Source organism: Pseudomonas sp. GW821-FHT05H12, from assembly GCF_059419385.1.
In genome coordinates, this window is sequence record NZ_JBWKRS010000028.1 from 53492 (window position 1) to 68747 (window position 15256).

13 protein-coding genes are annotated in these 15256 nt (G+C 63.2%); 4 read left to right on the plus strand and 9 right to left on the minus strand.

The window, feature by feature from the left end:
* Positions 1-158: 158 nt before the first annotated feature.
* From araH to AC07SU_RS22325, 7 genes are all read right to left on the minus strand, one after another.
* Positions 159-1124 carry an L-arabinose ABC transporter permease AraH gene (araH, locus tag AC07SU_RS22295; protein ID WP_176997903.1) on the minus strand — a complete coding sequence of 322 codons (966 nt, stop codon included), beginning with the start codon at positions 1122-1124 and terminating at the stop codon, positions 159-161.
* A gap of 19 nt (positions 1125-1143) precedes the next feature.
* The gene (gene araG / locus AC07SU_RS22300; RefSeq protein WP_176998018.1) at positions 1144-2643 is read right to left on the minus strand and encodes an L-arabinose ABC transporter ATP-binding protein AraG; all 1500 of its coding nucleotides are present in this window, start codon (positions 2641-2643) and stop codon (positions 1144-1146) included.
* Entirely contained in the window at positions 2640-3620 is a 981-nt protein-coding gene (locus AC07SU_RS22305; RefSeq protein WP_176997904.1) for a substrate-binding domain-containing protein, read from the minus strand. Before AC07SU_RS22305 ends, araG begins: the two co-directional genes overlap by 4 nt.
* A 36-nt stretch (positions 3621-3656) precedes the next feature.
* Positions 3657-4478: an SDR family oxidoreductase gene (locus AC07SU_RS22310; RefSeq protein ID WP_494998252.1), complete on the minus strand. Its 822-nt coding sequence runs from the start codon at positions 4476-4478 to the stop codon at positions 3657-3659.
* Between the two features lie 247 nt (positions 4479-4725).
* On the minus strand, positions 4726-5205 hold the full coding sequence (locus AC07SU_RS22315) for a GNAT family N-acetyltransferase (RefSeq protein WP_041161286.1): 480 nt from the start codon (positions 5203-5205) through the stop codon (positions 4726-4728).
* Between the two features lie 66 nt (positions 5206-5271).
* Positions 5272-5832 (minus strand): 4'-phosphopantetheinyl transferase family protein, encoded by a 561-nt coding sequence (locus AC07SU_RS22320; RefSeq protein ID WP_176997906.1) that lies wholly within the window; start codon positions 5830-5832, stop codon positions 5272-5274.
* A gap of 5 nt (positions 5833-5837) precedes the next feature.
* Entirely contained in the window at positions 5838-9875 is a 4038-nt protein-coding gene (locus AC07SU_RS22325) for a Pls/PosA family non-ribosomal peptide synthetase (protein ID WP_494998253.1), read from the minus strand.
* A 351-nt stretch (positions 9876-10226) separates the two neighbouring features.
* Here AC07SU_RS22325 and AC07SU_RS22330 point away from each other — a divergent pair, with 351 nt between their 5' ends.
* From AC07SU_RS22330 to AC07SU_RS22345, 4 genes are all read left to right on the plus strand, one after another.
* Positions 10227-11435, plus strand: a complete 1209-nt coding sequence (locus AC07SU_RS22330; protein ID WP_494998254.1) for an MFS transporter — start codon at positions 10227-10229, stop codon at positions 11433-11435.
* Between the two features lie 90 nt (positions 11436-11525).
* Positions 11526-11867: a hypothetical protein gene (locus AC07SU_RS22335; protein WP_176997909.1), complete on the plus strand. Its 342-nt coding sequence runs from the start codon at positions 11526-11528 to the stop codon at positions 11865-11867.
* Between the two features lie 51 nt (positions 11868-11918).
* A complete protein-coding gene (locus AC07SU_RS22340) occupies positions 11919-12185 on the plus strand; it encodes a hypothetical protein (protein ID WP_176997910.1) in 267 nt (88 codons plus the stop codon).
* A 52-nt stretch (positions 12186-12237) separates the two neighbouring features.
* A complete protein-coding gene (locus AC07SU_RS22345; RefSeq protein WP_176997911.1) occupies positions 12238-12618 on the plus strand; it encodes a termination factor Rho in 381 nt (126 codons plus the stop codon).
* 113 nt (positions 12619-12731) lie between these two features.
* On the opposite strand, the gene AC07SU_RS22350 is transcribed toward AC07SU_RS22345, so the two are convergent.
* Both AC07SU_RS22350 and AC07SU_RS22355 read right to left on the minus strand, forming a co-directional pair.
* Positions 12732-13649 carry a PfkB family carbohydrate kinase gene (locus AC07SU_RS22350; protein ID WP_494998255.1) on the minus strand — a complete coding sequence of 306 codons (918 nt, stop codon included), beginning with the start codon at positions 13647-13649 and terminating at the stop codon, positions 12732-12734.
* On the minus strand, positions 13642-15108 hold the full coding sequence (locus AC07SU_RS22355; protein ID WP_176997913.1) for a purine-cytosine permease family protein: 1467 nt from the start codon (positions 15106-15108) through the stop codon (positions 13642-13644). The genes AC07SU_RS22350 and AC07SU_RS22355 overlap by 8 nt, the downstream gene beginning before the upstream one ends.
* Positions 15109-15256 lie beyond the last annotated feature (148 nt).

Below are 15256 nucleotides of genomic sequence, written 5' to 3' on the forward strand. Positions count from 1 at the left end.
CGGGGGCATTATGGCAAATACCGTCCCTCAAAACAGTGGAGATCCACTGTGGGAGCTGGCTTGCCTGCGATGCAGACACCTCGGTGGATCAGCTGTACCGAGGTGATCCTATCGCAGGCAAGCCAGCTCCCACATTTTGATCTCCACAGGTTCGGGCTTCAGCGTTGTTTCATGCGGTCGATGATGACGGCCAATAGCAGGATGGAGCCTCGGATCACGTACTGGTAGAAGGTGTCGATGTTCTTGAGGTTCATCGCATTCTCGATGATCGCCAGAATCAGCACCCCGGCAATCACATGGCGGATCATGCCAATGCCGCCGCTCAGCGATACCCCGCCCAATACGCAGGCCGAAATCACCGTCAACTCAAACCCTTGGCCGATCATCGGCTGACCCGAGGTCATGCGCGAGGCAAGGATCACCCCGGCCAACGCGCCGATCAAACCGTGCACGGCAAAGATGATGATCTTGGTGCGATCAACGTTCACACCCGCCAGCAACGCCGCTTCCTGGTTGCCGCCAATGGCCATGGTGTTGCGCCCGTAGGTGGTGTAGTTGAGCAGCCAGCCAAAGAACACAAAGCACAGCACGGTGATGATGATCGGCACCGGCACGCCCATCAACTGGCCGTTGCCGAACACGAAGAAGCCTTCGTCCATTACGCCGACGGCCTTGCCGTTAGAGAAGATGTAGGCCAGGCCGCGCACGATCTGCATGGTAGCCAGCGTGGCGATCAACGCATTGATGCGCAGCTTGGCGATCACGATGCCGTTGATCAGCCCCACCACCAGGCCCATGGCCAACGCCGCCGACACACCGAGCACCACGCTGTCGGTGTCACGGATCACGATCCCCGCTACCACACCGGCACAGGCGATCACCGAGCCCACCGACAAGTCGAAATGCCCCGACGCCAGGCAGAACAGCATGGTGCACGCCGCAATGCCCACGGTGGAAATCGCCAGGCCCAGGCCACGCATGTTCAGCGGCGAGAGGAAGTTGTCGATGAACAGCGCGCTGAGCACAAAGATGGTCAACGCCGCGAGCAGCATCACCCAATCGTCGAGGAATTTGCGCTGGTTGAAACCCGGCCAGAAGCCCTTTGCAGTTTTTACCTGTGACATACCTACACCCTCGAATTCTTCAAGCCCGCGAACGCGGGAGAGCCAGTTGCAACAGGCGTGCTTCGTCCGCCTGTTCGCGGGTCAATTCGCCGGTCAACGCCCCTTCGCTCATCACCAGGATGCGGTCGGAGATACCCATCACTTCCATCAGGTCGCTGGACACCACGATCACCGCAATGCCGCTGGCCGCCAGGTTATGGATGATCTGGTAGATCTCCGACTTGGCGCCGATGTCGATGCCCCGCGTGGGTTCGTCCAGCAGCAGCACTTTCATCGGCATCGACAGCCAGCGGCCGAGAATCGCCTTCTGCTGGTTGCCCCCTGAGAGGTACATGATTTTCTGCTGCGGGTTCGGCGTCTTGACCTTCATCGCCTTGATCTGCTGCTCGGCGTTGCCCCTCTCCCAGCCTTCGCGCAGCAGCCAGCCAAACGCCGAGTGCGCACCGCGCGCGCTGATGTTGATGTTTTCCGCCACGCTGGACAGCGGAATAATGCCTTCCTTCTTGCGGTCCTCCGGGCACAGCAGCACACCGGCGGCAATCGCATCGCGAGGGGAGTTCAACTGCAGTGTTTGCCCACACAGCGCCAGGCTGCCAGCGCTGCTGCGGGTCAAGCCACTGAGTAGCCGAAACAGCTCCGTGCGCCCTGCCCCGACCAATCCGAACAGGCCAAGAATCTCGCCCTTGTGTACCTTCAGGCTCACCGGTTCACGCAGGCCCGGCCCAAGCAAACCCTCGACCTGAAGCGCCACCTCGCCCGTCTCGCGAGGCCGGTAGTCGTAGATATCCTGGATATCGCGACCGACCATGCAGGTCACCAACTGGTCATGGCTCAGTGTGCTCATGTCATCAAAGGTGCGCACGTAACGGCCGTCCTTGAACACGGTGACCGCATTGCAGATGCGGAACACTTCCTCCATGCGGTGCGATACGTAGAGCACCACTTTGCCCTCGTCCCGCAGGCGCGTGATGATCGCCATCAAGCGGTCGATCTCCCGCGCCGACAGGCTGCTGGTGGGTTCATCAAAGGCAATCACATGGGCGCCGCGGGACAGCGCCTTGGCGATTTCCACCAGTTGGCGCTGGCCCAGGGACAACCGCCCGAGCTTTTCCTCTGGGTCGATTTCATCGGCCAGCCCCTTGAGACAGGCCAACGCTTGCTTGCGCAATTGGCTGCGATTGACCACGCCGAAGCGCGTCGGCAAGTGCCCCAGGAACAGGTTTTCGGCGACGGTCATTTCCGGCACCAGGTGCAGTTCCTGATGGATCACCGCCACGCCGCTGGCAATGCTGTCGGCGGCGTTCTTGAAGGCCATGGTCTGCTCGCCGATCTGCACCGTGCCACTGCTCGGCAGGTAGGCACCGCCGAGGATTTTCAGCAAGGTCGACTTGCCCGCGCCGTTCTCGCCCATCAGCGCGTGCACCTCATGGGGCCGCGCTTCAAAGCTGATCTGCGCCAGGGCTTTCACACCGGGAAATTCCTTGCCGATGCCATTGAAGCGCAAGGCCGCGCCGGTCATTTCCACAGACCGATCTTGCTCAACTCTTCCTTGAAGTTGGCACGGGTGATCAGGGTCACGTTATCCAAGGCGGTGAACTTGGCAGGCTCGGTGCCCTTGGTCACCCACTCGAACATCGCGCTGGCGGTCTTGTAGCCCGACGCGTCAGGGCTCAGCAGCATCGAGCCGTAGAAACCGGTGTCGGATTTCTTCAGTTCTTCGATGGCATCGGTGCCGTTGATGCCCACGCCGATTACGTTGGCGGCCTTGAAGCCGGCGCTTTCGGTGGCACGCACGCCACCCAGCACGGTGCTGTCGTTCATGCCGCCGATGATCAGGTTTTTCGCAGTGCCCGGCAGTTTCACCAGGGCCGAGTTGGTGGAGTCCATGCTGCCCGGCACGTCGAGGGTTTTCTGTGCGCTGAACAGGATATGGTCGGCCGGCAAGCCTGCAGCCTTGAGGCCTTCTACCGAACCGTCGGTGCGTTTCTTGCCGGTTTCCAGCTCGTCAAAGGTGTTGATGACGGCATAGGTTTCCTTCCAGTCCCAGTTGCGATGCTTGGCTTCGGCGGCCATGGCTTCGCCTTGTTTCTGGCCGATCTTGTAGGCGTCCAGGCCGACGTAAGGCACGTCCTCCATGGGCTTGCCCTTGGCATCGACGAAACGGTCATCCACCGCCAGCACTTTGAGGTTATTGAGCTTGGCCTTGGCCATGATCGCCGGGCCGAGGGACACGTCCGGCGGGCAGATCACAAAGCCCTTGGCGCCGTTGGCGGCCAGGGTGTCGATGGCCGACAAAGTCTTCTCGCCGTCCGGCACGGCGATCTTGATCACGGTGAAGCCCTGGTCCTTGCCGGCTTTCTCGGCGAAGGCCCATTCGGTCTGGAACCACGGTTCCTCGGCCTGCTTGACCAGAAAGCCGATCTTCACTTCTTCGGCCGATGCAAAACCGCTGAACGCCACTGCCAGCGCCACGGCGCCTAGTGTTTTCTTGAACATGAACCACCTCTTGTTGTTATTGAAGAGCTGCGAGTTCTAGTCGTGGTACATCACAGACCGCCCGCCATCGATCATCAGGCAGGTGGCATTGATAAAGGGCGCCTCGTCGGTGGCGAGGAACAGCGCGGTCATCGCCACCTCGATCGGTTGGCCGATGCGCTTGGGCGGGTGCAGGTCGAACGCACGCTGGCGCTCGGCATGGGGGTCGGGGAAACCGTTCCAGTAGTCGACGTTGAGCTGGGTCTCGATGTAGCCCGGGGCGATGGCGTTGACGCGAATACCCTTGGGTGCGTATTCGATGCCCAGGGCGCGGGTCAGCCCAAGCAAACCGTGCTTGGCGACGGGGTACGGAAAGCAGCCGGGGATGATGTGACTGGAATGGGTGGAGGCGATATTGATGATGTTGCCGATGCCCTGCTCGATCATGTGCGGCAGCACCGTGCGGCAACCGAACCAGGCACCGTCGAGGTCGATGGCGAAACAGCGGCGCCAGTCTTCGTCGGTCATTTCCAAGGGGTCGCGGAACACGTTGACCCCGGCGCAGTTGACCAGCACGTCCACGCGGCCAAAGCGCTCGATGGCCAGATTGACCAGCGCCTGCCATTGCGCCTTGGAGGTGATGTCGACGGGCTGCGCGACAATCTCGGCACCACGTTCGCGCCAGTGGGCGGCGACCTTCTCGACCTTGTCGCCCTGGATATCGGCGATCACCAGGCGCGCCTGCTGGGCCTGGAAGCAGGCGACGATCGCCTCGCCAATGCCTTGGGCGGCGCCGGTGATGATCACTACTTTGTTCTTCAGCCGCTCGCCATAAGTCGGCTCGGGCACGGCGGGTAATGACAACGGTTGGGCCTGCATCGCTTCACCTGTTTTATTTTTGGTAGTGAGTGCTGATGCAGCCGACTATAAACCCATCTTTTGAAACATCTCAATATATAAATTTGCATCCCATATAGTGAGATAAACTAAAAGAAAAGGGCTTGTGTGGGAGCTGGCTTGCCTGCGATAGCATCACCGCGGTGTGAATGACACACTGCGGCGCCTGTATCGCAGGCAAGCCAGCTCCCACACAAGCCCTCCTTTCACACTTGAAGTTCAGGGGGCTTCAGCCCTGGGCAAAATCGCGCAGCGCATCGCCTTCCATGCGGTAGCGCACCCACTCTTCCTGCGGCTGGGCGCCGATGGATTTGTAGAAGGCAATCGCCGGCTCATTCCAGTCCAGCACGCTCCACTCGAAGCGTCCGCAGCCATTGTCACAGGCAATCTTCGCTAGGTGGCGCAGCAGCTTCTTGCCGGCGCCACCGCCGCGTTGCTCGGGGTTTATGTACAGGTCTTCCAGGTACAGGCAGTTGCTGCCCAGCCAGGTGGAATAGCTGAAAAAGAACACCGCAAAACCGATCGGCAAACCGTCCCGCGAACAGATCAGGCCGTGGGCGGTGGCGCCCTCGCTGAACAGGCTGCGCTCGATATCCACCACACTGGCGATCACTTCATGCCGGGCCTTTTCGTACTCGGCAAGCTCGGTGATGAAAGTCAGGATCTGCGCAGCATCGCTGGGCACGGCAGGGCGAATCTCGATGGTCATGGGCGAGCCTTGGGCAATTTCAAAGCTCACATACTAAGGCGCTTTGATGACCGATTGCAGCGCAATTTATGCGCGCAGGGCCAAGGCGCCGACCAGCCCGGCCGGCAACCCCACCTCAACGGTGCGACAGCCCCGGGCGGCCCGTGGCGACCATTCGCCCAACCCCTGCCCCACACACTTGAGCCGTGCCTCGCGCTCACACCAGGCGCGGGTAAACAGGCGAGCGCGCTGGGCCTGGTTCGCGGCGCACAAGCGCGCCAGCACGTGCGGGCCCAGGTAGTCGCTCGTCACGCTTTGCCAGTCCGGGGTGTCCTGCACCGCCATCACGTCGATGCCGACCGGGCCATGCAAGTGCACCGCTGCCACCGAAAAATCGCCGTCGTGGCTGATGGAAAGCCCGGCGTCTTCATGCCCGGGCACACGGATCTGCGGGGCCTCGCCCGGTGCCGAGTGAAAGCGGATGCGCTCCTGGGGCACATCGAGCGCCTGCAGCAATGCCTCACTCAGTGCCTGACGCACCCGCGCCCGGGCGGCTTCGCGGGTCATGCCTGGCACGTGTCGCAGGCCGATCAACAACACACCGTCCTGCCAGCGCGGCCGTGTTTCCGGCCACATGAATACGTGCATCGCTATCAACCTCGCGCCGGTGCCGCCGGGCAGCCCACCCAACTGCTGGAGGCCGGAATGCACTCGCCTTTCATCACCAGCGTCAGCGGCCCGAGCCGTGCGCCGCTGCCGACTTCAGCGCTGTACAGCACCGAGCTGCGTGGCCCCATGTAGACGCGCTCACCGATCAGCACCTGGTCGATTTTCATCACGCGGTCTTCGAACAGGTGCGTCTGCGGGCAGGCACCGGCGTTCAATTCGCTGTGGTCACCGATGGTGACGCAGTCAAATTCGGTGATGTCGGTGGTGTCCATGTACACCCCTCGCCCGATACGGCAGCCCAGGCCGCGAAAGGCCAGCGGCAGCCACGGCGTGCCGCGCAGGTAACTCATGAAGTTGGGCGCCGCCATGCCTTCGTAGAGGCTGGTAATGCCTTCGGAGAGCCACACAAACGGCGTCCACATCGCCGCCGAGCGTTTGCGATAGCGGCCCATCACCAGCCACTTCAACGCCGCCACCAGCAGGTAGTTGCCCAGGCTGTAGGCCAAGCCGATCAGCGCCAGGTAGCCCAGCACCGCGCCCCAACGCTCGTCCTCGGCCACGGGCATCAAGTCGATCATCACCGTATAACCCACGGCAATCACGGTGGCGTGGGGCAGCACGATACGCAGCCCTTCAATCGCGCCCCGGGCCAGACGGCGCCACAGAGACGGGCGGAACGTGAGGTGGTCGGCATACCCACTGACCTGCTCACGCGCCGGCAGGTTGATCGGCGGCGAGCCCAGCCACGTATCGCCGCTGGCGATCTGCGCATTGGCCGGGGCGCGGGAATGCACGCCGATCAGTACGTTCTCGGGCAAGGTGGTGCCGTCGGGGATGTAGCTGCCATTGCCGACAAAACTGCGGTGCGACACCACCGTCGGCTGAATACGCATCCAGCCACCATCCACCTGTTCGTCGCCGAGCATGACCGCGTCGGCAATGAAGGTTTCATCACCCAGGGTGAGCATGTCGGGGATCACACCCTGGGCCGTGGAGATCTCCGCATCGCGGCCAACCCGCGCGCCCAGCAGGCGATACCACAACGGCGCGTACACCGTGGCATACAGGCCCGACAGCACATTGAGGCTGGCCTCCTGAATATGGCTCACCAACCATTTGCTGCAATACACCCGGCTGTGCACCGGGTAGTGGCCGGCTTTCAGGCGTGGCAACACGGCCCAGCGCAAGCCGGCCGAAACCAGCATCATCACCACGATCAGCACGGCGGCCGCAGGCAGTGCCAGGGCAAAGTAGCGCAGCAGTTGCAGGCTCACATGCTGTTCCTGCAACAGCGGCAGAATGTGTTGCTCATCGAACCAGTCGATCAGGAAAAACGTCGGGAACACCGGGATGAAAAACAGTGTGGCGACCAGCAGGATGCCAAACACGTAGAACAGGTTTTCCAGCGCCAATTGCCCGCGACTGACAACGGGCCGAGGTGGCAGGCTGGCGGGGTCGAACGCGCCGATATCGGTCGCCGGCGAACCGCTCCAGATACGCCCGGCCGGCACGCGGCGGCCGTCGGCCAATGCCGATTGCCCTTGCAGGTGGCCACTGCGGCCGACGGCGGTGTTGCCTTCCAGGATCGTGTACGAACCCAGGCAGGCGTTGTCGTCGATCACCACCTGGCCCAGGTGCAATTGGCCGCGCTCGACACGGGCGTTTTCCAGGCTGACGCCGTTGCCGATACTCACCTCATTGCCGATCTGCAGCAGGTCTGGCACCCGCACGCCCAGCGAGCCGATGTTGGCCTCGCGCCCGACCTTGGCCCCCAGTGCACGCAGCCACAGGCCATACAGCGACGATCCACTTAGCAGGTAGACCGGCGCCGACTCGACCATGCGCGATGCGGCCCACCAACGAAAATAGGTCAGGCCCCACAACGGATAGACACCCGGTTTCAGGCGCCCGGCGATCAGCCATTTGCCGGCGATGGCCAGCACGAACTGCAACAGCGTGGCCAACAGGAATACGCCGATGGACGCCGCCGTGGCCGTGGCCACCGAATCGCCGGGGCTGCCGGTGAGGTAGTGATAGGTAAAAAACGGCGCCAGCCACTGGCTCATGCGCAGGCACACCATGGCCGGCATCACCGCCGCCTGGGCCAGCCCGCAACGCCAGCGCGCCAGGGCCGAAGGCGGTGTCCAGGCGGCTTCCTGCACGGCCGGCTGTGGCGCGGTTTGCAGCACCTGTGCAATCGCACCGACACGCCGTTGCTGGTAGATGTCGCGCACGGTGATGTGGGCGAAACGCTCGTCGGCACGCAAGGCCGAAGCCAGCCGCGCGGCAAAAAATGAGTGACCACCGAGGTCGCAAAAGAAGTCGGCGTCGCGCCGGATTGGCTGGCCGGGGAAGAGTTTTTCCAGGGCGACAAACAGGACAGTTTCGCCGGGGTTTTCCGGGGTGTCCGACTCCAGGTTCGCGCCGCGGGTGTCTACGCCCAGCGGCCGCGCCTTGAGGGCCTTGCGGTCGATTTTGCCGGAGGTCAGCCGGGGCATGCCGTCGAGCAATTCAAAGCGACCCGGCACCATGTACGCCGGCAACCGCGCCTGCAATGCCTTGCGCAATTGTGCGGGCAAGCCATCGACTGCCACGCCGCCTTCCGGCACCAGGTAGGCGATCAATTGATCCATGCCGCCGTCATTGCGCAGCAATACCGCAACGGTGCCGACGCCCGGCTGCTGGGCCAGCAAGGCCTCGATTTCGCCCAGTTCGACGCGAAAGCCACGGATCTTCACTTGGTCATCGGCGCGGCCCAGGCACATCACCTGGCCGTCCGCCTCGATGCGCGCCAGGTCGCCGGTGCGGTACAGGCGCTCATCGTAGTAGCCGGTGGACCACGGGTTGCTGATGAATTTTTCGCGGGTCAGGTCTGGCCGTCCCAGGTAGCCGTCGGCCAGGCCCGGGCCGATGATGCACAGCTCGCCGGTCTGCCCACGGCCCAGCAAGGTCGGGGTAGCGCCCGGGGCCAGGTCGGCGTCGATCACCAGCAAACCGTAGTTGGGCAAGGGCGTGCCGATGGTCACCGGGGTACCGGGCACCAAACGCGCCAGGCTGGCGGACACCGTGGCCTCGGTAGGCCCGTAGGTGTTGAAGATCTGCCGGCCGGGGCGGCTCCAGCGCTCCACCAGCGACTCGGGGCACATCTCGCCGCCCAGGTTGATCAGGCGCAGGCTCGGCACGTCTTCACTGAACAGCGCCAGCAGCGTAGGCACCGCGTGCAGCACGCTGATGCGTTGCTGGACGAGCATGCGCGGCAAGGCTTCGGGGTCACCGGTGATGTCCTTGGGGCCGATCCACAAGGTGGCGCCCACCAGGTAGGCAATCCAGATTTCTTCGAACGACATGTCGAAGGCCACCGAGAAACCCTGGTACACGCGGTCGCTGGCCTGGATGCCGAGAATAGCGTTCTCGCTGCGCAGGAAATGGCAGATGCTGCCCTGAGAAATCAGAATGCCCTTGGGTTTGCCGGTGGAACCGGAGGTGTAGATGACGTAGGCCGGGTCTTCCGGTTTAGCGTTAGTGCGGCGTAACAACGGCGCATCGGTGGGCGCGAGCAACGCTTCGGCGGTCCAGGCGACCAGCCCGACACTGCGCAGCGCCGCAGCGTTGCTTTCGCAGCTCAACACGCCAACCGCCTGGGCATCGTCCATGCAAATCTGCAGGCGCTCCAGCGGTGTGTCCTGGTCCAGCGGCAACCACGCAGCCCCCGTCTTGGCGATACCTGCCTGCATGACCAGCAGCTCCAGCCCGCGCGGCATCCACAGGCCGACGATTTGGCCGGGCGCCACACCCGCTTCGATCAACCGTGAGGCCACGACACTGGCCTGGCGGTCCAGCTCGCCGTAGCTGAGCTGGCGTTCGCCATCGATCAGCGCCACCTGATGGGGGTCACGCCGCACCGTGGCCTCGAGCAGGTCGGCCAGTACTTCGTGACGCAACAATTCAGGCTGGAGGGGACCGTACAACACCTCTGTCGGTCGGGTGACAACGGGGTCTTTCAGCAAGGTCACAGTAGTCATGGCGGCAGTGTTCGCTGTGTGAGGGTCAATCCGGCCAAGGCGCCGATTTGTAATGCTGCGTGTCCACTTGGTATCCGCCTCGATACATTCGCAGGCGAACGAGGCCCTCAGGTTCTGCCTTGAAAGCGACAGATACCTCACGACCCGGATCACGCATCAGGACTATCGCAAAGGCCAGCTGTACGGCGGTTGAACAAACTCACTCGGCTTGACCGCTGGTCTGGAGGCAAGGCAAACAGCGGCTTTACTCCGCCCCGGGCTAATGCTGAGACCAGTAACCCCACAACAAACCCCGGGTTCACCCGTGCTAAAAGTTGGCGCCATAAATCCAATAACCGCCAGGTTTTCCCCATGCCCGCTGCTGCCACGTTCTCCCGGCGACACTTCGTGTTGTTCTGCCTGGCGAGTTTTTTGTTGTCTTTGTCTTACGGCTCGACGTTCCTGCTGTCGCTGCTGATCCACACACGCGGCGGCAACGAACATGACGCCGGCAGCGTGATTTCCATGGCGATGCTGAGCACCTTTGTCGCGGTGCTGGTGTCGGGCCACTTGGCGGACTGGCTGGGCGCCGCGCGCTCGATAGCCGTGCTCGGCCTGTTGCTGGTGGTGGCGTGCCTGGGCTTTGCCCTGGTGCCGGGGTTTGGCGAAGGGATGATGGTGTTCGGCCTGGCATTGGGGCTGGGCTGGGGGGTGTTCTATACCCTGGGGCCGATCATCGTGGCCTTGCTGGTGGAACCCCAGCACCGCGCGCGCTACTTTGCGTTGCTGTCGGGCAGCATGATGAGCGGCATTGGCTCCGGCCCGCTGCTGGGGCGCGCGGCGAGCGCGCTGGGGTTGCCGCTGACGAGTGCGTTTCTGCTCGCGGCATTCGCCAGCTTGATTGGGGTGGTGATGTTCTGGCGCCTGGGCGCGCATCTCAAGGGATACGCCAATGCGCCGGTGGCGCGCATTTCCTGGGTGGCGACACGCGAGGTGCTGTCGTCCAAGGCCGCGTTTGCGATTGTCATGGTCGGCCTGGGCGGTTGTGTCTTTGGTGGTTTGTCATCGTTCCAGACCAGCTATGCAGCGGCCCGCTCGCTGGACTATTCGCTGTTCTTTCTGGGCTTTCTCAGCGCGGCAATCACCAGTCGCCTGCTGATTGCCGGCTTCGTGGTCAAGCGGGATGCCTACCGTGCCGCCTGTGTGTTGTCAGGCTTGATGGTGCTGTCGGTGGTGCTGTTCGGTTACGGGGTGTCGGGCAGTGGCAGCTATTTGCTGGCGGCCGTGATCCTGGGAGTCGGGTATGGCCTGACGTATTCGGTGATCAACGGGTTGGTGGCCAATGAAGCGCCGGCTGGCACCACGTCCCAGGCGTTGCTGCTGTTCAGCCTGGCGTATTTTGTGGGAGTGTTCGGCTTCCCTCTGCTGGCGGGCAAGATCATCGTCGAGCACGGCCTGCCGACGCTGCTGGCGTGCGTGCTGGGGGTGGCGCTGTTCAACTGGTTGATCACGGTGGCGCGGCTGATCTGGCGCCGGAGTCTGTCGAACAGCGAGGCCGGTCACACAAAATCTTACAAGTGATCCTGTACCGTTCGTCGCCACCCAGGCACGAACCGCAAATGAGGGCGGACCAATAAAGGGTAAGGACATCAACCCAATGGAGATACCCTCATGAAGCCTTCCAAGTTTGCCGCCCTCGCCCTCACCGGCCTGCTGTCTGCCGCTTCCCTGAGCGCCTTCGCCGCCACCTCGTCGACTGGCCCGACCAACCCGGCGACGTCCGAGTCCCAGAAATCCATGGGCACCGGCATGGACACCAACGGCGGTGCCGTCATCGATAACACCACCCCAGGTGCCCCAGGCGCCGACCCACGCACCCAGGGCCAGGACACCGGCCGTCAAAGCCCGCCCGCAGTGGGTAACGGCAAGATGGGCCCGGCGGTCAATCAGCCGAAAATCAACAAAGGCGATGACTCGAACATCCCGGGCGCGCCGAAACAACCTGCACCTTGATCCATCGCACGCACCACCGACACCCGATCATTCCCCAGTGAAGAGGTACGCATGAACGTCGATAGAAACCTTGAGAAAGAAGTCCTCACCCGCCTGCTGCACGCCCACCCCAACGGCCTGGGCAAGGAGGTGCTGGATAACTACCGCGGCGAAAAAGAGGTGGCCAGTGTCCTGGCTTTCCTGCAGGACCGCGGGCTTATCAAGGATGGGCATGTGACCACCGACGATGCCGGTGAATATGCGCTGAACCTGCCGATCAAGCTCACCGCGTCCGGTGTGGATGAGGCGCGCAAGCTGGACGGTGCAGGTTCGCAGTAATTCATTTTTTGTCTGGTCTGGCCCCGTCACCGGGGCCAGAAGGAGTATCGCAATGCCTCTTGGAAGCAAAGCCAAATACACCGCCGCACAGAAACGCAAGGCTGCGCGTATTGAAAGCAGTTATGAGCAAAAAGGCGTCCCCGAGGACGAGGCACAAGCTCGCGCCTGGGCCACCGTGAACAAACAGTCCGGTGGTGGCGAAAAAGCCGGGGGCTCGGGCCAGCGCAAAGCGCCAGCCAAAAAGGCGGCGGACCGCCACGCCTCAGCCAAGCGCGCTGCTGCCACCCGTGCAGGGCAACCACGCAACAGTCGTGCATCCTTGGGAACCCAGACGAAGGAAAGCCTGCTCAAGGAAGCACGGGTGAAGGGAGTCGTGGGGCGATCGACGATGCGCAAGGATCAACTGATCGAAGCGTTGCACAAAGCCGGCTGACCCCAACCCCGACTCCAAGAGTCGGTTTGTCGGCAATGGCGGTGTGTCTGTTGCCCGAGAGGGAACAGATGGACCGTTATCGCCGGCAAGCCGGCTCCTACAGGGGTGGGTGATTATTCGGCGAGCAGTGCGTCGACTTCGGCGGTGCCTGGGGAGGTGGCGGGGCCCCAGCGGGTCACGGCCAGGGCTGCGGCCGCGTTGGCACGACGTGCCGCTTCGGCCGGTTGCAAACCGTTGGCCAACCCGGCGAGGAATACGCCGGCATGGGCATCACCCGCACCGTTGCTGTCCACGGCCTTAACCTTGAAACCCGGCACATGCTCGGCCTTGCCCTGGCGGCTGACCCAGCAGCCATTCGGCCCGTCACGTACCACCAGCAACGCTTCCTTGGGCAAATGGTGGTTCAGTTCGCCCAATGCATCCGCAACCGTGCCCGCGCCGGTGAATGCCAACGCTTCCGGACCGTTACTGGTCCAGATATCGATGCGCGGCAGCAACGCAACCATCAGTGCCGAATCCGGCGCCTTGACCAGCGGCCCCGGGTCGAACACCACGGCAATCTCACGCGGCAAAGCCAGCAGCCAATCAAGCAGCGCCTGGGCCTTGCCGTCCAGCAACAGGCTGTAGCCGCTGACGTACACGTAATCGTCCGCGCGCGGCGTCACGTCTGCCAGGTCGTCGGCGCTCAAGTCGCCCTCGGCGCCAATATGGGAAATGAACGTACGCTCGGTGCTGGCTTCGGTGAGCGAGACGCACAAACCGGTGTCTTTGCCCTCGCTGGCCGGCTGGGCGATTTCCACGCCCTCGGCCTGCATCGCGGCGCGGGCCAGGTCGCCAAAACGACCGTTGCCATGACGCCCCAGATAAACCACGGGCAAGCCGTTGCGCCGGGCGGCGGCCATCACATTGAAGCCACCGCCGGCTTCGAAACTGGCGGAATTCGCCAGTACGTCGCCACCGGTTGCGGGCAAGGTGTCGAGGGCCATGACCAGGTCGACGATGACCTGGCCGGTGTGCAGCAATCTAGACATTGGGGCTCTCTACTAAAGCCGGGCGACGATCAGCGGCGCCGCCCAGTACGGCGTAAATCCCACCGGCTACCAGGAAGGTGACGATCCAGCCCAGGCCGTTATGGCCCAGCCAGGAGTCGGACAATGGCCCGGCAAACCAGATGTTTTCTGCGGTGGTGCCGATGGTGGTGAAGCTGAAGCCCAGCACGATCGCCACGGCCCAGGCGCCGAACGCGCGCCATTCCACACCACCGCGATACCAGTAGGCGCTGCTTGGGGAGACGTCCAGCAGGTCTTTGGGGCTGTAGTAATGGCGATGAATCAGGTCGACCACAAAGATGCCGACCCATGCCGTGATCGGCACCGCCAGCAGCGAGATGAAGGTGATGAACGGGCCATAGAAGCTGTCGGCGATCAACATGAAGTAAATCGACCCGGCGAAGATCGCCACGATGTCGACGATCACCGCGTGCACACGCTTGACCTTGAGGCCCAGGGTCAAGGTGGTCAGGCCGGCCGAGTACACCGAGAGGTTGTTGGACAGCAGCAACCCGCCAAAGGCCGTGATCAGGTACGGCACGGCCATCCAGGTCGGCAGCATGTCGCGGATCGCGATGATCGGGTCGGTGGCCGACGCCAAGTCGTTGTTACCCACCGACAGCAGGCCGCCGAGGGTGATCAGCAACACCAGCGGGATACCCGCGCCAAACGCGGCAGACGCCACCAGGCGCACGGCCTTGACGCTGCGGTGCTGGTAGCGCGACATGTCGGCACCGGCGTTGGCCCAGCCGATACCGGTGCCGGCCGCCATGGTGCCCACGCCGATAATCATCGCGCTCAACGGTGCCGGCGTGGCGTTGAATACCGCGCTCCAGTCGATGGTGGCGCAGAGGAAACCGCCCACCAGGATGTTCAAGGCGCCGAACACGTAGGTGGCCCACTTCTGGATCACCAGCAAGGTGGCATGGCCCAGGCCGGACACCGACAGGGTCAACAGCACGAAGATCGCGATGAAGATCAGGGTGAGTACCGGCGCACTTTTCGCCTCGACCGGCGAATGGAACAGGATCGAACACAACGACAGCAGCACGAACGCGGCGGTAGTGGTGTTGACGGTTTCCCAGCCCAGTCGCGACATCAGCGAGACCAGGGTGGGGCCGATATTGCCGCGCACGCCGAAGATCGCCCGGGACAGCGTGAGGCTCGGCGCACGACCGCGACGCCCGGCGATGGAGATGATGCCCACCACCGCAAAGGAGCCTGCGGCGCCGAGGATCGCCACGATGATCGCCTGCCAGATGGCCAGGCCACGAAACGCCACCAGCGTCGCGCCGAGGGGTAAGCCGAGGATGCTGATGTTGGCCGCGAACCACACCCAGAACAGTTGCAGCGGATGGCCGTTGCACTCGCCTTCGGGGACCGGTTCTATGCCGCGTGTTTCCAATTGCCCGGCGCTTTGGCCGGAAGAGGTGCTGCTCATGAGAGGGTGCTCCTGGTGCCTGTATTGTTGTGGTTGTGGCAGAGAATCAAAGCGGTGAACCGGTCATCCTGACTCGACGCGAACCTTGTAGGAGCCCGGGGGGGGGGGGGGGGGGTGGGGGGGGGGGTGGGGGGGGGTGGGGGGAGGG